Genomic DNA, 20,247 nt, shown 5'->3' on the forward strand with positions numbered 1-20,247 from the left:
CGACGTTCTTAGGAGTTACCCACCGATGGCCGACAACGACGAGCTGCGGCAATATCTCAAGAAGACCGCGAAAGAGCTGTACGAGACCAAACAACAACTCCGCGAGCTCACCGACCGGTCGACCGAGCCCATTGCCATCGTCGGCATGTCCTGCCGGTATCCCGGCGGCGTGCGGTCACCCGAGGACCTGTGGCGCCTGACCGCCGACGGGGTGGACGCGATCGGCGGCTTTCCCACCGACCGCGGATGGGATCTCGAGCGGCTGTACCACCCGGATCCGGATGTGCCGGGCACGGTGTACACCCGCGAAGGCGGATATCTCGACGACGCCGGTGACTTCGACGCGGCCTTCTTCGGCATCAGCCCGCGGGAGGCCGCGGCGATGGATCCGCAGCAGCGCCTGATGCTGGAAGTGTCGTGGGAGGCCCTGGAGGACGCCGGGATCGATCCGACGTCGTTGCGCGGCAGCGGAACCGGCGTGTTCGCCGGTGTCATCCACCAGAACTACGGGCCGCGCATCGGCGCCCCGACCACCAGCGGTGAAACGGAGGGCCACGCCTACTTCGGCGTCGCGAACAGCGTGCTGTCCGGCCGGATCGCCTACAGCCTGGGCTTCAAGGGGCCGGCGATCTCGGTCGATACCGCGTGCTCGTCGTCGCTGGTGGCGATTCACCTCGCGTGCCAGGCGTTGCGCAACGGGGACGCCACGCTGGCGCTGGCCGGGGGTGTCACGGTGATGTCGGATCCCTCCCTGCTGATCTCGTTCGCGCGCCAGCGGGGGCTTTCGCCCGATGCCCGGTGCAAGGCGTTCGCGGCGGCCGCCGACGGCACCGGCTTCTCCGAGGGCGTGGGCATGCTGGTGCTGGAGCGGCTCTCGGAGGCCCGCCGGCTCGGTCACACCGTGCTCGCGGTGGTGCGTGGGAGCGCGGTCAACCAGGACGGGGCGAGCAACGGCCTGACCGCTCCGAACGGTCTGTCCCAGGAACGAGTCGTCGCGCAGGCGTTGACGAATGCGGGCCTGGTGGCCGCGGACGTCGACGTGGTGGAGGCACACGGCACCGGCACGAAGCTGGGCGACCCGATCGAGGCGTCGGCACTGATCAGCGTCTACGGGAAGGGCCGCGAGCACGGGCCGCTGCGACTGGGCTCGCTGAAGTCGAATATCGGGCACACGCAGGCCGCCGCGGGGGTGGCCGGCGTGATCAAGATGGTGCAGGCGATGCGGCACGAGATGTTGCCGCGGACACTGCATGTGGATGCGCCGTCGCCGCATGTGGATTGGTCCGCGGGCACGGTACGACTGCTGCGCGGCAGTGAGCCGTGGCCGGCGGGTGAGCGCGTGCGCCGGGCGGGGGTCTCCTCGTTCGGCGCCAGTGGTACCAACGCCCATCTGATCGTGGAGGAAGCGCCCGCCGATCAGGTCCCCGCCCGGGCGAGCGTGGCCGCGTCGGGTACCGATCCCATCGCATCCGATGTGGTCCCGCTGGTGGTTTCGGCCAAATCCGGCGACGCGCTGCGGGCACAGGCGGATCGCTTGCGGCAGTGGATGATCGGGGATCCGGCCGCCGATCCGTGGGATCTGGCCTATTCGTCGGCGACGTCGCGGGCGCTGCTGGACCACCGCGGCGTGGTCCTGGGACGCGACCGCACCGAACTCCTGGCCGGGCTGGCCGATCTGGCCGCCGGTGCGCCGATTACGATCGCGTCGACGGCGAGCGCGGGACAGACCGCTTTCCTGTTCACCGGGCAGGGCGCCCAGCGGTCCGGGATGGGTGCCGGTGTGTACCAGGCGTTTCCGGTGTTCGCGACCGCGCTGGACGAGGTGTGCGCTGAGTTCGACCCGCTGCTCGGCCGTTCCCTGAAACAGGCGATGTTCACCGATCCCGATGCGGTGCTGGATCGGACGGAATTCACGCAGCCTGCGCTGTTCGCATTCGAGGTGGCGATGTTCGGGCTGCTCGAATCGTTCGGTGTGACACCGGATGTGGTGATCGGGCATTCGATCGGAGAGTTGGCGGCCGCGTACGTGGCCGGGGTGTGGTCGCTGCCGGACGCGTGCGCGCTGGTGGCGGCGCGCGGCCGGTTGATGGGTGCGCTCCCCGCGGGTGGCGCGATGCTCGCCGCCGCGGTCGAGGAGACCCGGGCGGTCGAGCTCGCCGCCGATTTCGGTGGCGCGGTAGAGGTTGCGGCGGTGAACGGTCCGTCCTCGACGGTCCTGTCCGGAGATGTCGACGCCATCGCGGAGATCGAGCGGCGACTCGGCGCTCTCGGTGTTCAGACGCATCGCCTGCGGGTCACGCGGGCGTTTCATTCGGCCCGGATGGATCCGATGCTGGCCGAGTTCCGGTCGGTGGCCCAGCGCGTCACCTACCGCCCGCCGCGTCTGCCGGTGGTCTCGAACGAGTCGGGCGAGTTCGCCGGGGACGCGGTGACGGACCCGGAGTACTGGGTGCGTCAGGTACGTGGCTGCGTGCGGTTCGCGCCGGGGGTCGCGGCACTGGCGGCGACGGGGGTCCGGCGTTTCGTCGAGCTCGGTCCGGATGCGGTGCTGGCGGCGATGACCCGCGAGTGCCTGGCCGAGAACCCGGAGGCCGAGTCGGCCGCCTCGGTGGTGGCGGTAGCACGGCGCTCGGCGGACGAGACGATGCGCTTCGTCACCTCGTTGGCGGAGCTTCAGGTGGCGGGCGGGCCGGTGGATTGGCGTCCGTGGTTCGCGGGCCGCGACGTCCGCCGGGTTCCGTTGCCGACCTACGCGTTTCAGCACCGACGGTACTGGCTGCAACCGAGCGACGAGGTGTCGTCGGCATCGGATCATCCGATTCTGACCGGCGTGGTCGGATTGGCGGGTACCGACGAGTGGTTGTTCACCGGCCGGCTCTCGTTGCGCACGCATCCGTGGATCGCCGATCACACGACCTACGGCGTCGTGGTGGTGCCGAGCGCGGCGCTGATCGAGTTCCTGCTCGTCGCCGGCGGCCGGATCGGCTTCGGGGTGGTCGACGACCTCACCCTGCAGGCGCCGATTCTGCCGACCGCGGACGACGAGGTCGAGTTGCAGGTATTGGTGCAAGCGCCCGACGAATCCGGGCGTCGCCGGTTCGAGTTCTATTTCCGCAACTCCCCGAACGACGAATGGGTGCACAACGCCACCGGCGCGCTGGCGGCGGACCGGGACGGCGGCTCGGAGTTGTCGGCGCGGTTGCGGGCGGAGCAGTGGCCGCCGGCCGATGCCGAATACATCGATACCGCGGGCCTGGCCGAGCGGATCTACCAGGATGCCGGACTCGAATACGGTCCGGCGTTCATCGGGGTGCGCGCCGCATGGCAACGCGACGACGCGGTCTTCTCCGAGGTCGTCCTCGATACCGCGGCCGCTCCGGAGGCCGGCCGGCACGCGCTGCATCCGGCCCTGCTGGATCTGGTCCTGCACGCGGGCTTCTCGCGGTTGATGTGGCGGGACGCGGATTTCCCACCCGATACGGGCAGGTTGTTGTTCCGGTGGGGCGGTGCGCGATTCCATCGGCCGACGGGCGGCCGGCGAACCGAGGTGACCTCGCTCCGGGTCGTCGCGATCGCGAGCGGGAACGAAACCATCTCCGTGGCGGCGGTCGACGCGAGCGGTGAACCGATCGTCTCGGTCGACGCGGTGGTGATGCGCCCGTACGACCTCGCCGAGTTCCGGCGCACGCTGGCGCGCGACGCGGCCGAGCTCTACGAGGTGCAGTGGGAGCCCGTGGCGGCGAGCCCAGCTCCCTCGCCGGTCTCGTCGATGGCGGTGCTCGCGGGCCCGGCGCTGCCGGGAATCGGCGCCTGCTACGGGTCCGTTGCCGATATCGTTGCGGCCGAACAGGTTCCGGATGTGGTGGTGTGGCGTGCCCCTGCGCGGGCCACGGCCGACGTCACCGATCTCGCGGCGGCGACGCGGGCGCACGTGGCGGACACGCTGGCGCTGCTGCAGTCCTGGCTCGCGCAGCCGTCACTGTCCGCCGCGCGGCTGGTCGTGGTGACGGCGGACGGAGCCGGATTGCCCGGTACCCGACCGGACGTGGTGGCCGCCGCGGTGGCGGGATTGGTGCGGAGTGCGCAGTCGGAGCATCCGGGGCGGTTCGTTCTGCTCGACGCCGATACCGCCACATCGTTGGACGGTGATCGCATCGCGGCGGTGATCCGGTCCGGCGAACCTCAGGTCGCCCTGCGCGGCGGGCAGCTGCTGGTTCCTCGGCTGACGCGTGCGTCCGCAGCCGACAACGGCGAGGTGCCGGAGTGGCCGGCGGACACGACGGTGCTGATCACCGGCGGCACCGGCGGCCTGGGCGCCGTGTTCGCCCGCCGTCTGGTCGCCGAGCACGGCGTGCGGCGGCTGGTGCTGACCTCGCGTCGCGGCCCCGCCGCGCCCGGCGCCGACACCCTGGTCGCCGAGCTGACGCGGGCCGGAGCCGACGTGCGGGCGATCGCCTGTGACGTCGCGGACCGCGAGTCCGTGCGAAACCTGTTGGCGGCCATCGCTCCCGGCGCCGCGCCGATCGCGATCGTGCATGCCGCCGGAGTCCTCGACGACGGCACCATCGAATCGGCGACCCGGGAACAGGTGGACCGGGTACTGGCGCCCAAGGTCGACGGGGCGTGGCATCTGCACGACCTGACCCGGGATCGCGAGGTACCGGCGTTCGTGCTGTTCTCCTCCGTCGCCGGCGTGCTCGGATCGGCCGGGCAGGGTAATTACGCGGCGGCGAACGGTTTTCTGGATGCCCTCGCCCACCGGCGGCGAGCGGCGGGGCTGACCGCGACCGCGGTGGCGTGGGGGCCGTGGCATCAGGGCAGCGGTATGACCGGCGCCCTGGACGGCGCGGCGCTGTCCCGCTGGGAGCGGTGGGGTCTGGGGCAGCTGACCGACGCCGACGGCCTGCGCCTGTTCGATGCGGCTCTCGCGCACGCCGGCGCGCGGCCGATACCCCTGCGATTCGACCCGACGGTCCTGCGGCGCGCATCCGAGGCCGGCGCGGTGCCCGCCGTACTGCGTGGCTTCCTGCCGCGCTCGGTGCGGTCGGCGCGGACCGAATCGGCCGCGGCCGCCTCGCTGGGCGCGCGGTTGGCCGGAGTGCCCGCGGCGCAACGTGGTGAGGTCGTGCTGGCGGTGGTGCGCGAGCAGGTGGCCGCCGTACTGGGGCACGACTCGGCCGAGGACATCGCCCCCGACCAGCCCTTCGACGAGATCGGATTCGATTCCCTGGCCGCGGTGGAGTTCCGCAACCGCCTGGCCGAGGCCACCGGCGTACAGCTGGTGTCGACGCTCGTGTTCGACCACCCGACCCCGTCGGCGGTGGCGAAACTCGTGCACTCCCGCCTCGCGCCGGTCGTGGCCGACCGACCCGCCGTCGAGCCCGCACGCCGGGTCCGGGCCGACGAACCGATCGCGATCGTCGGAATGGCCTGCCGCTTCCCGGGCGGTGTCGGATCACCGGACGACCTGTGGGAGCTCGTCGCCGCCGGAACCGACGCCACCGGTGAGTTTCCGTCGGACCGGGGCTGGGAGCTCGAGAAACTGTTCCACCCGGATCCGGACGAGCCCGGTACCGTCTACACCTCCCGCGGCGGATTCCTCTCCGACGCAGCGGATTTCGATCCGGGATTCTTCGGGATCAGCCCCCGCGAAGCCGTCGCGATGGATCCGCAGCAGCGATTGCTGCTGGAAGTGTCGTGGGAGGCGTTGGAGCACGCGGGTATCGACCCGGTGTCGCTGCGCGGCAGCGATACCGGCGTGTTCGCCGGCGCCGGCGCCTCGGGCTATGTCGATCGCGTCGACGGCGAACTCGAGGGCTACCGCCTCACCGGCAACACCAGCAGCGTGATTTCCGGGCGAGTGGCCTACGTCCTCGGGCTGGAGGGGCCCGCGGTCACCGTGGACACCGCCTGCTCGTCGTCGCTGGTGTCGTTGCATCTGGCCTGCCAGGCGCTGCGTCAGGGAGACAGCTCACTGGTGCTGGCGGGCGGTGTCACCGTGGCCGCCAGTCCCTATCTGTACGTGGATTTCGCACGGCAGCGCGGACTTTCGCCCGACGGGCGCTGTAAGGCCTTCTCCGCCGAAGCCGACGGCGTCGCCTTCGCCGAGGGCGTCGGCGTGCTGGTGCTCGAGCGACTCTCCGACGCCCGGCGCCGGGGCCACGACGTGCTCGCGCTCGTGCGCGGAACGGCCGTGAACCAGGACGGTGCGAGCAACGGTTTGACCGCGCCGAACGGTCCGTCCCAGGAACGAGTGATCGCGCAGGCGCTCGCGAACGCCGGCCTCGCTCCAGCCGACGTGGACGCGGTGGAGGCGCACGGAACCGGCACGCCGCTCGGTGATCCGATCGAGGCCCATGCGCTGATCGCCGCGTACGGGCAGGACCGCGGAGACCGGGAGCCGTTGCGGATCGGCTCGATCAAATCGAATATCGGGCATACCGTCGCCGCGGCCGGGGTCGGTGGCGTGATCAAGATGGTGCAGGCGTTGCGCCACGAAACGCTGCCCCGGACCCTGTACGCGGATACGCCGTCCCCGCACGTGGATTGGTCCGCGGGCGCGGTCCGGTTGCTGACTCGCCCGGAACCGTGGCCCGCGGGGGAGAGGGTGCGCCGGGCCGGTGTGTCGTCGTTCGGTGTCAGCGGCACCAACGCGCACGCGATCCTCGAGGAGGCGCCGGCCAGCCCGCCGATCGATGCGGCGCCGGTGGCCGACGGCCCCCGGCCGGCAATGCCGTGGCTGGTGTCGGCCAAGAACGAGACCGCCCTGCGGGCGCAGGCGGCGAAGCTGCGGAACTGGCTGCTCGACCACCCGGAGGTCGACCCGGCGGATGTGGCGTATTCCCTGGCGACCGCCCGCACGCAACACGAGTGCCGCGCGGTGGTGCTCGGTGGTGATCGCGAGCAGATGTCGGCGCGTCTCGCGGCGCTGGCGGCCGGAACACCCTCGGCCGCAGTGATCTCCGGCACGGTAGGCACGGGCAGGACGGCCTTCCTGTTCACCGGCCAGGGCGCGCAACGCGTGGGAATGGGCGCGGAGCTGGCAGCGGCGTTCCCGGTGTTCTCCCGGGCGCTGGACGAGGTGTGCGCCCGGTTCGACCCCCTGGTGGGATGTTCGCTGCGGCAGGCCATGTTCACCGGCCGTGGAAGCGACGCGGACGTCGCGGAGGCCGGGATCCTGGATCGGACCAGCGTGACCCAGCCCGCCCTGTTCGCCTTCGAGGTGGCGATGTGCCGGCTGCTGGAGTCGTTCGGTCTGCGCCCCGACCTGGTGATCGGGCATTCGATCGGCGAATTGGCCGCGGCGTATGTGGCCGGGGTGTGGACTCTGGACGACGCTTGCACACTGGTCGCGGCCCGCGGGGGGTTGATGGCGGAGCTGCCGGAGGGTGGCGCGATGCTCGCGATCGCCGCATCGGAAGCCGAAGTCGCTTCGGCCACAGCCGAATTCGGGGATCGAGTGGCGATCGCTGCGGTGAACGCCCCGGCGGCCGTGGTGGTCTCCGGTGACGAGGACGCCGTCGGCGAGATCGAGCAGCGGTTCACCGAGCAGGGGCGCCGGACGAGCCGATTGCGGGTCTCGCACGCGTTCCATTCCGCCCGAATGGAGCCGATGCTGGCCGAATTGGAGAAGGCGGCCGCCGGAGTGTCCTTCGCCGCCCCACATATTCCGCTGGTGTCCGATGTCTCGGGCGGGATCGCCGGGGAGGAGATCACGGCTCCGGAGTACTGGGTGTCGCAGGTGCGTGCCGCGGTGCGGTTCGCGCCGGGGATCGAGACTCTGGTGGCGGCCGGCGTGCGCCGCTTCCTCGAGGTCGGGCCCGACGCGGTGCTGGCGGCGATGACGCGGCAGACCCTGCCCGCGGAGATCGAGGCGCGCTCCGCGGTCGCCGCGGCTGCCCGCCGAGAGCACGACGAGGTCGAGCAGTTCCTCACGCTGCTCGGCCACGCCCACATCGCCGGGCTGCCGGTCGACTGGACCCGCCTGTTCGCCGATCGCCGCAATACCCGGGTTTCCTTGCCCACCTACGCCTTCCAGCATCGCCGGTACTGGCTGGAATCCGCGGCCGGCACGGCGCGGAATGCTTCGGAGCATCCGCTGCTCACCGACGTGGTGCGGGTGGGGGATCGCGACGAATGGCTGTTCTCCGGACGCCTGTCACTGCGCACCCACCCCTGGATCGCCGATCACACCAGTTACGGCGTGGTGCTCGTCCCGAGCGCCGCGCTCATGGAGATGCTGCTGGTCGCCGGTCGGCGGATCGGTTGCGGCACCGTGGACGAGCTCACGCTCGAGGCGCCGATCCTGCCGCCGGCGCAGGGCGATGTCGAACTTCAGGTGCTGGTGCGGGAACCGGATGCGACCGGGCGCAGGCCGTTCACCTTCCACTACCGCCTGCCCGGGCGGGATCTCGACTGGGTCCGCAACGGCAGTGGTGTGCTGAGCGTCGGACAGCCCCCCGCCCACGGGCTCGCCGATGTCCTGCGGACCGAGCCGTGGCCGCCGGTGGGCGCCGAACCGGTCGATCCCGACTGGATTCCCGCGCAGGTGGCGCGGGTCGCGGGCCTGGAATACGGGACCTCGTTCCTCGGCATCGAGGCGGCCTGGCGTCGGGGTGACACGATCTTCTCCGAGGTCACGCTGAATCAGGAGGTTTCGGCCGATCGGTTCCAGCTGCATCCGGCGCTGTTCGATATGGCGTTGCATGCCGGGCTCGTCTGCCTGATCTGGTCCGACGACCCCGGCGACCGCAGCGAGGGCAAGCTCCTGTTCCGCTGGGGCGCAACGCGATTGCACACCACCTCGCGAGTAACCACGCTGCGGGTGATGGCCGTGCAGCGCGGGAGCGAGACGACCAGCGTCGTCGCCGTCGATCCGGACGGCAATCCGGTGTTCTCCGTCGACGAAGTGGTGATGCGTTCCTACGATGTCGGGCAGTTGCGCGCCACGCTGCCCGACGACTGGGCCGGCCGGTACGGGTTGCGCTGGTCGGTGGTCGAGCCGGGCGAACCGGTATCGACCGGACGCATCGCTCTGCTCGGGAGTGCGCGGGTGCCCGGAGTCGAGGAGCGGTATCCGGATCTCGCCGCACTCGCAAAGGTGCCGGCCGTCCCGGATGTCGTGGTCTGGACCGAATTCTCCGGCGCGCACGATGGTTCGGCTGCGGCGAGTGATCGTGTGACGACGGCCTTGCGCACGCTGCACGACTGGCTGGCGGACGCTCGATTCACGCGGTCGCGACTCGTGGTGACGACCGAGAATGCGGCCGCCCTGCCCGGCGAGGCGCCCGACCCCGCGTCGGCGGCGATCTGGGGATTGATCCGCAGCGCCCAGACCGAATATCCGGACCGGTTCGTGCTGCTCGACACCGCCGCGGCCGACGCGGCGCAGAACATCTCGGCCGAGCGGATCGCGGCCGCGATCGCGACCGGCGAACCACAGGTGGCGCTGCGCGCCGGCCGCGTCCTGGCGCCGCGCCTGGAGCGGGTGACATCCGGTGCGGGCGAGCAGATTTCGTTCGGTTCCGGAACCGTCCTGATCACCGGCGGCACCGGGGGACTGGGTGCGCTGCTGGCCCGGCATCTGGTCGACACGCACGGCGTGCGCCGACTGCTGCTGGTATCGCGGCGCGGTGAAACCGCCGCGGGCGCACCGGAACTCGCCGAGGAATTGGCGCGCCTCGGTGCCGACGTGCGGATCGTCGCCTGCGATGTCACCGATCGCGAGGCGGTGCGGGAATTGCTGGCCGGCATACCCGCCCAGCACCCACTCACCGGGATCGTGCACGCCGCGGGCGTTCTCGACGACGGGACTTTCGATGCGCTCACCGGCGCGCAGGTGGATCGGGTATTCGCGCCCAAGGCGGCCGCGGCCGAATATCTGCACGAACTCACCCGCGAGATGGGCCTTTCGGCGTTCGTGATGTTCTCCTCGATCGCCGGAATTCTGGGATCGGCGGGGCAGGCGAATTACGCGGCCGCGAACGCCTTCCTGGACGCGCTCGCCGCGCGCCGCCGCGCCGAAGGACTGCCGGCCGTCGCCCTCGCCTGGGGGCCGTGGCAGGCGGACGTCGGTATGACCGGCGGTCTGGATCGCGCCGCGCTCGGCCGATTGGAGCGACTGGGCCTGGTGCCGCTGGACCGCGCCGAGGGCCTGCGGTTGTTCGACGAGGCACTGGCCGCGGGTGACGCGTCCGTGACGCTGGTGCATCTGGATACCGACACGTTGCGAGCGGCGGGATCCGGCGGCCTGGTGCCGCCGGCACTACGCGGATTCGTTCGCGCCGGCGCCCGCTCGGCCACCGCGCCCGCCGGACCGGCACCCGGTGCGCGGCTGCACGACGTGCCGGAGGCGAAACGCCCCGGCGTCGTCCTGGACCTGGTGCGCGAACAGGTGGCTGCCGTACTGGGCTACGGATCGCCCGACGACGTCGGGCCGGATCGTGGATTCGACGAACTCGGCTTCGATTCCCTCGGCGGAGTGGAGTTCCGGAACCGGTTGTCGAAGGCGACCGGATTGTCGTTGCCCTCGACCCTGGTGTTCGACCACCCGACCGCACGAGAGGTCGCCGATTACGTGTCGGCGCAGATCGCGACCGCCGCGCCCGCCCCGGCGCCGGCCGCGGTGTCCGACGACATCGCCCGGCTCGAGGCGCTGCTCGACCGGATCATCTCCGCCGGCGCCGACAACGACGAGGTCGTGGCCGGATTGCGCGGAGTCGACGAGCGCCTGCGTACCTTCCTCCGTGGCGAGCCGTCCGATCCCGAGTACGACGATCTCGAATTTTCCTCCGACAGTGAGCTCTTGGACTTGATCGACAAGGAGTTCGGCCCGGCATGAGCAACCCCGAGACCAGCAACGAGGAACGGCTCAGCCGGTATCTGCGGAAGGTCACCGCGGAGCTGCGCGCCGCCAAGAAACAGATTCGGCACCTGGAAGACCGGGCCGCCGAACCGATCGCGATCGTCGGGATGAGTTGCCGATATCCGGGCGGCGCCGACACGCCGGAGCGGTTGTGGGAGTTGGTCGCCACCGGCACCGATGCCGTCGGCCCGTTCCCTGCCGACCGTGGCTGGGACCTCGAGCGGCTGTTCGACCCCGACCCCGGCACGCCGGGCACGGTCTGCACCCGGGAAGGTGGATTCCTCGACGCCGCAGGCGATTTCGATCCCGGCTTCTTCGGTATCGGTCCGCGCGAGGCCGCGGCCATGGATCCGCAGCAGCGGTTGTTCCTGGAAGCGGCGTGGGAGGCGCTGGAGGATGCCGGGATCGATCCGATCTCGCTACGCGGCGGCGACACCGGGGTGTACGCCGGGGTGATCCATCAGGACTACGGGCCCCGCGTCGGTTCACCGGGCCTGACCGCGGAGGCGGAAGGCCATGCCTACCCGGGTGTTTCGTCCGCGGTCCTGTCCGGGCGGGTCGCCTTCACCTTCGGATTCAAGGGCCCCGCGCTGTCGGTGGATACCGCGTGTTCCTCCTCGCTGGTCGCGCTGCACCTCGCCTGTCAGGCACTGCGTCAGGGCGACACCTCGCTGGCCCTGGTCGGCGGGGTCACCGTGATGTCGGACCCCACCCTGCTGATCGCCTTCGGCCGGCAGCGCGCGCTGTCCCCGGACGGACGGTGCCGGGCATTCGCGGCCGGAGCCAACGGGACCGGATTCTCCGAGGGGCTCGGCATGCTCGTCGTGGAACGCCTGTCGGATGCGCGCCGCAACGGTCATCAGGTCCTCGCGCTCATCCGGGGCAGCGCGGTCAACCAGGACGGCGCGAGTAACGGCCTGACCGCACCGAACGGCCCCTCGCAGGAAAAGGTGATCACCGATGCGCTCGCCAACGCCGGTCTGACCCCCGCCGATATCGACGTGGTCGAAGCGCACGGCACCGGCACGACGCTCGGCGACCCGATCGAGGCGCAGGCGTTGATCGCCACCTACGGCCGCGAGCGGGTCGCGGGCCCGCTCCGGCTCGGCTCGCTGAAGTCGAATATCGGACACACGTCCGCCGCGGCCGGGGTCGGCGGGGTGATCAAGATGGTGCAGGCGCTCCGGCACGACCTGTTGCCCGCGACATTGCACGTCGATGCCCCGACCCCGCATGTGGACTGGTCGGCCGGGACGGTGCGGCTGCTCACCGCCGCGGAACCGTGGCCGGCGGGCGAGCGGGTGCGCCGCGCGGCGGTGTCGTCCTTCGGTGCCAGTGGTACCAACGCCCACCTGATTCTGGAGGAGGCGCCCGCGCCGGAGGTGGCGTCCGACGACCCGGACGGCGCCGATCGGGTACCGGTGGTGGCGCCCGGCCTGTCACCCTGGCTGATCTCGGCGAAAACCGAGTCGGGTCTGCGCGCGCAGGCGGCCGCGCTGTTGACCTGGGTGACCGACCATCCCGACCTGGCCGTCGACGACATCGGCTGGTCGCTGGTGACGACCCGGGCGCGGCTGGAGTGGCGGGGCTCGGTCGTGGGCGCGGACCGGGCGACGATGCTCGCCGGGCTGGCGGCACTCGCCGAGCACGGCGCCGCGGCCACGGCCGGCGCGGTCGCGACCGGACAGGCGGTCGACCGTAAGGCGGCCTTCCTGTGTACCGGTCAGGGGGCGCAGCGGGTCGGCATGGGCCGGGAGCTGTACGCGGCGTTCCCGGTGTTCGCCGCCGCGGTGGACGAGATCTGCGAGCAGTTGGATCCGCTGCTGGGCGGCTCGCTCGCCGAACTGATGTTCACCGGACGATGGTCCGGCGGCGCTCCGGACGACGTCGACGGCCCTGTGCTGGACCGGACCGAGTTCACCCAGCCGGCGCTGTTCGCCTACGAGGTCGCGCTGGGCCGGCTCCTCATCTCCTTCGGCGTGACACCCGACGTGCTACTGGGGCATTCGATCGGCGAGCTGGCGGCCGCGCACCTCGCCGGCGTGTGGTCGCTGCCCGATGCCTGCCGGCTGGTGGCGGCCCGCGGGCGGTTGATGGGACGGTTGCCGCGGGGCGGCGCCATGCTCGCCGTCGCGGCGAGTGAGGCCGAGGTGGCCGCGGCGCTCGCCGACGACACCGGCCGGGTAGCCGTCGCGGCCGTGAATTCCCCGGTGTCGGTGGTTGTTTCCGGTGACGAGGACGCCGTGACCGCACTGGGCCGGCGGTTCGCCGCGCGCGGGCGCAACACATCGCGGCTGGCGGTGTCGCACGCCTTCCATTCACACCGGATGGAACCCATGCTGGCCGAATACGAGGCCGTCGCGCGGGATCTGACCTATCACCGTCCGCAGATTCCGCTGGTATCCACCGTGTCGGGGCGGCTCATGGGCGACGAGGTACTCGATCCCCGGTACTGGGTCGAACAGGTCCGGGCGACGGTGCGGTTCGCCCCGGGCGTCGACGCCCTGGTGGCCGCGGGTGTCCGCCGATTCGTGGAGGTCGGCCCCGACGCCGTCCTGACGGCGATGACTCGCGAATGCCTGCCGGAGCACATCGAATCGCAGGCGTCGGTCGTCGCGGGCGCTCGCCGGGGGCGCCCGGAGGTCGAGCAGTTCGTGAGTTGCCTGGCGCACGCGCATGTGGTGGGCGCCGACGTCGACTGGCCCGCGTTCTTCGCCGGACGGCGGGTGAGCCGAGTTCCGTTGCCCACCTACGCCTTCCAGCGCCATCGCTACTGGCTGGACTCGGGCCCCCGCACCGCCGTCGTCGACGTGGCCGGTCTCGCCGCGGTCGACCCTGCGCTGCCGGGCGCGGCGAACTCGGTCCCCGAATCCGAGGTGCTGCTGTCGACCGTGGAGTGGGTGGCCGCCGCGCAATCCTCGGCCGCGACCGTCGCGCCGGAACGTGTCGCCGTGCTGGGTGCGGCGGCCGACCATCCCGACCTCGCGGCGCTGATCGACACGCTGTCCGCGGCCGCGGATCCGGTTGTTCCGGAGATCGTGCTGTGGCAGTGCCCCGAGCCCGAGGGCGCGCCGCCGGAGGCGGCCCGGCAGGTCGCGGCCGGTGTGGTCGACACGCTCCAGCGGTGGTTGAGCGATTCGCGCTTCGACCGCTCCCGCCTGGTCGTGGTGACCCGTTCCGCCGTGGCCGTCGACGCTGCCGAACCGGTGAGCCTGAGCCAGGCCCCGGTGTGGGGCGTGGTGCGCGCCGCACAAGCCGAACACCCGGACCGATTCCAGGTACTCGACCTGGACCGCACCGAACCGGCTCGGGACCCGATCGCGGTGGCGTCGCTGTCCGCCGCGGTGACCGGCGAACCCGAGGTCGCGGTGCGGGGTGCGACCGTGTTGGTTCCCCGGTTGCGGCGACGGGAGGCCGGCACCGAGGTGCGGCCGGTGGAACCCGGCACGGTGCTGATCACCGGCGGGACCGGTGGTCTCGGCGCGGTGATCGCCCGCCATCTCGTGGCGAATCATGGTGTGCGGCAGCTGCTTCTGGTATCCCGCCGCGGTCCGGATGCTCCCGGCGCGACGCGGTTGCGCGACGAGCTGGCCGAACTCGGCGCGCAGGTCGATATCGCCGCCTGTGATGTCTCCGATCGGGACGCTCTGGCCGCGGTGATCGACGGTATTTCCGACGACCGCCGCCTCGTCGGAGTCGTGCATGCGGCCGGGATCGTCGACAACGGCGTGATCGAGTCGATGACCGCAGATCGGATCGACGCCGTTTTCGCTCCGAAGGTCGATGCGGCGTGGCACCTGCACGAGCTCACCCGCGATCGTCCGCTGTCGCTGTTCGTCTTGCTGTCCTCGGCGGGTGGTCTCGTCCTGGCGGCAGGGCAGGCGAATTACGCTGCGGCGAACGTCTTCCTGGACGCACTGGCCGCCTATCGTCATCGTTCGGGGTTGCCCGCGACATCGGTGGATTTCGGTTTGTGGGCGCGGTCGAGCGGTCTCGGCACGGAGCTGTCCGAGGCCGATTTCGAGCGGATGCGCCGGCAGGGCTTCCCGCCCTTGACCGAGTCCGAGGGTGTGGCGCTGTTCGATGCGGCGGTGGCCGCCGATTCGGCTCAGCTGGTGGCGCTGCGGATCGATCCCGCGATGCTTCGAGCCCACGGTGCGCGGATCCCGGCGCTCGCCCGTTCGATCGTCACGGACCGCGCGCCGCGAGTGGCGATACCCGCTGCGGCACAGGAATTCCGGCGGCGACTGGCCGCGTCGTCGGACTCCGAGCGGACGGCGGCGGTGCTCGACCTGGTTCGGTCGGTGGCCGCCGCTGTTCTCGGGCATCCGTCCGCGGATGCGGTGGAACCACAGCGGGCGTTCCGGGAATCGGGGTTCGATTCGCTCGGCGCGGTCGAGTTCCGGAACCGGCTCGATGCCGCGACCGGTCTGAAACTGCCGGCGACACTGATCTACGACTATCCGACGCCGGAGGCCGTCGCGGACTTCATCCGCTCGGAACTCGACGGTGCGGCCGGGACCGATACCGTTGCGGTGGAACGGGTTGGGACGAGTGCGGATCCGATCGCGATCGTCGCGATGAGCTGTCGATATCCGGGCGGGGTCGGCTCACCGGAAGACCTGTGGCGGGTGGTCGAATCGGGCGCCGATACCACCGGTGATCTGCCCACGGATCGAGGCTGGGAGATCGACTCCCTCTACGATCCCGAGCCCGGAAAGGCGGGTCGCACCTACACCCGGAAGGGTGGATTCCTCTACAGCGCGGCCGAATTCGATGCCGACTTCTTCGGCATCAGCCCCAACGAGGCCACCACGATGGATCCACAGCAGCGATTGCTGCTGGAGACCTCGTGGGAAGCGCTGGAGCGGTCGGGGATCGACGTGACCGCGCTGCGCGGCAGCGCGACCGGCGTCTTCACCGGCGTGTCGTTTCACGACTATCCCACCGGTGCGACCACGGGATCCATTGTGTCCGGGCGGGTTTCGTACGTATTCGGCTTCGAGGGTCCGGCGGTCACGGTGGATACGGCGTGTTCGTCGTCGCTGGTGGCCATGCATCTGGCCGCGCAGTCGCTGCGATCCGGCGAATGCGATCTGGCCTTGGCCGGCGGCGTGACGGTGATGGCGACACCGGATGTCTTCGTGGAGTTCAGTCGCCAGCGTGGGCTTTCGCCCGATGGGCGGTGTAAGTCGTTCGCGGATGCGGCCGATGGTGTGGGCTGGTCCGAGGGTGTCGGTGTGTTGGTGTTGGAGCGGTTGTCGGACGCGCGCCGGAATGGGCACGATGTGCTTGCGGTGCTTGCGGGTTCGGCGGTGAATCAGGATGGTGCGTCGAATGGTTTGACCGCGCCGAATGGTCCGTCGCAGCGTCGGGTGATTCGGCAGGCGTTGGCCAACGCCGGGATTTCACCGGCCGATGTGGATGCGGTGGAGGCGCACGGTACCGGCACTACCTTGGGTGATCCGATCGAGGCGCAGGCCCTGTTGGCGACCTACGGGCAGGACCGTGATCGTCCGTTGTGGTTGGGTTCGTTGAAGTCGAATATCGGTCATGCTCAGGCTGCGGCGGGGGTGGGTGGTGTGATCAAGATGGTCATGGCCATGCGCCACGGCGTGTTGCCGCGCACTCTTCATGTGGATCGTCCGAGTACGAAAGTGGATTGGTCGCAGGGCAATATCGAGTTGCTGACCGAGCCGGTCGAGTGGCCGGAGGTGGATCGTCCGCGTCGGGCCGGGGTGTCCTCGTTCGGAGTCAGCGGCACGAATGCGCATGTCATTCTCGAAGAGGCCCCCGACCCCGATATGGCACCGACGCCGGATGCGAAGAAGGCGCTGCCGGGCGGCGTCGCGCCGTGGGTGATTTCGGCGCGTACGGGTAACGCACTCACCGAGCAGGCGCGGCGGTTGGCGGCGCACCTTGCCGACCGGGACGACGATCCGGTGGATATCGGGTCTTCCTTGTCGTCGCGGGCGGTGTTCGAGCATCGCGCGGTGGTGTTGGGGGAGCACGGTGGCGATTTGCTGGCGGGTGTGCGGGCATTGGCTGCTGGTGAGTCCGATGCGCGTGTGGTGGCGGGCCGGGTGGTGTCGGGTTCGACGGGTGTGGTGTTTTCCGGTCAGGGCGCGCAGTGGGCCGGGATGGCTGCCGGGTTGCGTGTGTATCCGGTGTTCGCCGAGCAGTTCGATGCGATCGTCGCGGAGCTGGATCCGCTTCTGGGGCAGTCTGTTTCGCTCGCGGAGGCGTTGGGGTCCGAGTCTTTGGTGGATCGGACGGTGTTTGCGCAGGCGGGTTTGTTCGCGTTCGAGGTGGCGTTGTTCCGTTTGCTCGAGTCGTGGGGGATGCGTGCGGATGTGGTGGCGGGTCATTCGATCGGTGAGGTCGCGGCGGCGCATGTGGCTGGTGTGTTGTCGTTGTCGGATGCGTGTGTGTTGGTCGCGGCTCGTGGTCGTTTGATGCAGGCCCTGCCGGTCGGCGGGGCAATGGTTGCCGTCGGTGCCTGCGAGGCCGATGTTCTGTCGTTGCTGGGCGAGGTTGGGGTCTCTGCCGGCCAGGTGTCGATCGCTGCGGTGAATGGTCCGTGGTCGGTGGTGGTTTCGGGTGTCGAGGATGCGGTGGGGGCGGTTGTCGAGGGTTGTGTGGGGCGTGGTTGGCGGACGCGTCGGTTGCGGGTGTCGCATGCGTTCCATTCGGTGTTGATGGAGCCGATGCTGGATGAGTTCGCTTCGGCGATAGCCGGTTTGACGTTCGCTGCGCCGTCGTTGTCGGTGGTGTCGACGGTGTCGGGTGCTGCGGTCGGTGCGGAGATGTCGGATCCGGCGTATTGGGTGGGTCAGGTTCGGGAGGCGGTGCGTTTCGCGGATGCGGTGACGACGATGGCGGAGTTGGGTGTCACCCGGTTCGCCGAAATCGGCCCCGATGCCGCACTTTTCCCGATGATCAACCAAATCTTCGACGGTGGGCGAGGATCCGATTCCACCGGCGCGGAGCCGGTCGTGGTGGCGCTGGCGCGGCGGGACCGCGCGAATGCGGCCACGATGCTCGCCGGGGTGGCCGAACTGTTCGTCGGCGGCGCCGACGTCGATTGGGCCGCAATATATTCCGGTACCGGAGCCCGCCGCGTCGACCTGCCCACCTACGCCTTCCAACGTCGGCGCTACTGGCTGGCCGACCGGGCCGCCGCCGACGGCGGCGCCCGGGCGCTGGGCTTCGCCGCCACCGGACATCCGTTGCTGTCGGCGGTGGTGTCCCAACCGGATTCCGGCGCGGTCACCTTCAGCGGTCGCCTGTCGGTGCAGTCGCAGCCGTGGCTCGCCGATCACCAGGTGCTCGATACCGTGCTGTTCCCCGGTACCGGATTCGTCGAGCTCGTGCTGCACGCCGGGGAACGGATCGGCTGTGCGACGGTCGCCGAGTTGGTTCTGCAAGCGCCCATGGTGCTGCCACCGACCGGCGGGGTCGCGGTCCGGGTGGTCGTCGCCGACCGGGACGAGACGGGGCAACGCGCCGTGCGGGTCTACTCGTGCCCGGACGGCGACGTCGAAACGGCCGCGTCGTGGACCTTGCACGCCGAGGGGGTGCTCGCCCCCGCGGAACCGGTGGCCGCCGTCGATCTGGTGACCTGGCCGCCGGCCGGCGCTACCGCCGTCGACATCGGCGGCGTGTACGACGCGCTCGCTGCGCAGGGTTACCGCTACGGTCCGGTATTCCAGGCGTTGACATCGGTGTGGCGCGCGGGCGACGCCATCTATGCCGAGGTCGCCCTGCCCGAATCGGCGGGTGCCGATGCCGGCGGGTTCGGTCTGCATCCGGCCTTGCTGGACGCGGCACTGCATGCCGCGCAGGTCGCCGGAGATTCCGCAACCGACGAGGTCGCGCTGCCGTTCGAATGGTCCGGTGTCAGCGTGCACGCGGCCGGGGCCGATGCGTTGCGGGTTCGGCTCACCCCGACGGGCGAGCACGCGCTCGCAGTGGACCTCGCGGATTCGGCGGGCGCCCCGGTGGCGTCCGTGCGGCAGCTCGCGACCCGGCCGATCGAGCGCGCCCAGCTCGACGGCGGAGCCTCATCCACCCGGAATTCGCTGTTCCATGTCGACTGGACACCGATCTCCGTTCCCGACGCCGCCGTCGACGCGGTGCCGTGGGCGGATCTCGGCGAGGACCTGCCCGCCGCCGTGACGGTCGATTGTCCGACCGGCAACGATCCGGAGGCCGTCCGCGCCGCGATCCACGAGATACTGCCGGTGCTGCAGGCCTGGACGACCGATCCTCGGTTCACCGACGCCGTCCTGGTGATCCGCACCGCGGGTGCGGTCTCCGTTGCGGGAGAGGACATCACGAACCTCGCCGGCGCGGCTGTCGCCGGTCTGGTCCGTTCCGCCCAGACCGAACATCCGGACCGAATCCTGTTGGTGGACGACGATTCCGGAGATTTCGGTGTGCTGGGCGGGATAGTCGCCGCCGCGGAGCCGCAGACCGCGGTGCGCGCGGGCCGGGTGTACGTGCCCCGTCTGGTCCGAACGCCGGCCGATCCGGCGTCCGCGGTGGCGAGCGACTTCGGCCCGGCGGACACCGTGCTGGTCACCGGCGCGAGTGGACTGCTCGGCGGGTTGTTCGCCCGGCATCTGGTGACCGCATACGGGGTGCGGCGGTTACTGCTGTCGAGTCGTCGCGGCGCGGACGCGCCCGGCGCCGCCGAGTTGCGCTCCGAGTTGCGTCGGCTCGGCGCCGAGGCCGAGTTCGTCGCGTGCGATGTCGCCGACCGGGACGCACTGGCCCGGATGCTGGCCGACATTCCGGTCGACCGCCCACTGGCCGGTGTGTTCCATCTGGCGGGTGTGCTCGACGACGGCGCGATCGGTTCGCTGACCCCGGACCGGGTGGACACGGTCCTGCGTCCCAAACTCGATGCCGCGCTGCATCTGCACGAACTCACCCGGGACCTGTCGTTGAAGGCGTTCGTCCTGTTCGGTTCCGTGGCCGGGACGTTCGGCAACGCGGGACAAGGCAACTACGCGGCGGCCAACGCGGCCCTGGATGCGCTGGCGGTCCACCGCCGGGCCACCGGACTGCCGGGGCAAGCGCTCGCCTGGGGGCTGTGGGGCATGGACGGCGGTATGGCGGCCGACCTCGATGCCGTCGACCGGCAGCGAATCGCGCGTGCCGGTGTGCTCCCGCTGACCGAGTCGCAGGGACTCGCGCTCTTCGACGCGGCGACCGGAATCGGCCGGGCCACAACGGTTCTCGCTCGGGTCGATCTGGCGGGTATGCGTGCCGCGGATGCGGTCTCGCCCTTGTTCGCCGAGCTGATCCCGCAGCGCCGCAAGGCGGCCTCCGGTGCGGCGGCGGCCTTCCGGGCGCGGGTGGCCGGCATTCCCGAGGCC

The 20,247-nt window shown here is 70.7% G+C and carries 1 protein-coding gene and 1 pseudogene; both read left to right on the forward strand.

Annotated elements, in window-relative coordinates; genetic code table 11:
* Positions 1 to 25 precede the first annotated feature (25 nt).
* Positions 26 to 10,840, forward strand: coding sequence for a type I polyketide synthase (locus ON37_RS06540; RefSeq protein ID WP_051031271.1), 10,815 nt, complete (start codon positions 26 to 28; stop codon positions 10,838 to 10,840).
* Positions 10,837 to 19,953: pseudogene (locus tag ON37_RS06545) on the forward strand (SDR family NAD(P)-dependent oxidoreductase); the annotation flags it as partial. The gene ON37_RS06540 and the pseudogene ON37_RS06545, both read left to right, overlap by 4 nt.
* Positions 19,954 to 20,247: the final 294 nt, after the last annotated feature.

The sequence above is a fragment of the Nocardia veterana NBRC 100344 genome (assembly GCF_000308855.1).
In the GTDB taxonomy this organism is placed as follows: Bacteria; Actinomycetota; Actinomycetes; order Mycobacteriales; family Mycobacteriaceae; genus Nocardia; species Nocardia veterana.

Bases quoted from the DNA above. Each gene is read 5' to 3' on its own strand.
- ON37_RS06540 (WP_051031271.1), top strand. From the start codon at position 26: ATGGCCGACAACGACGAGCTGCGGCAATATCTCAAGAAGACCGCGAAA.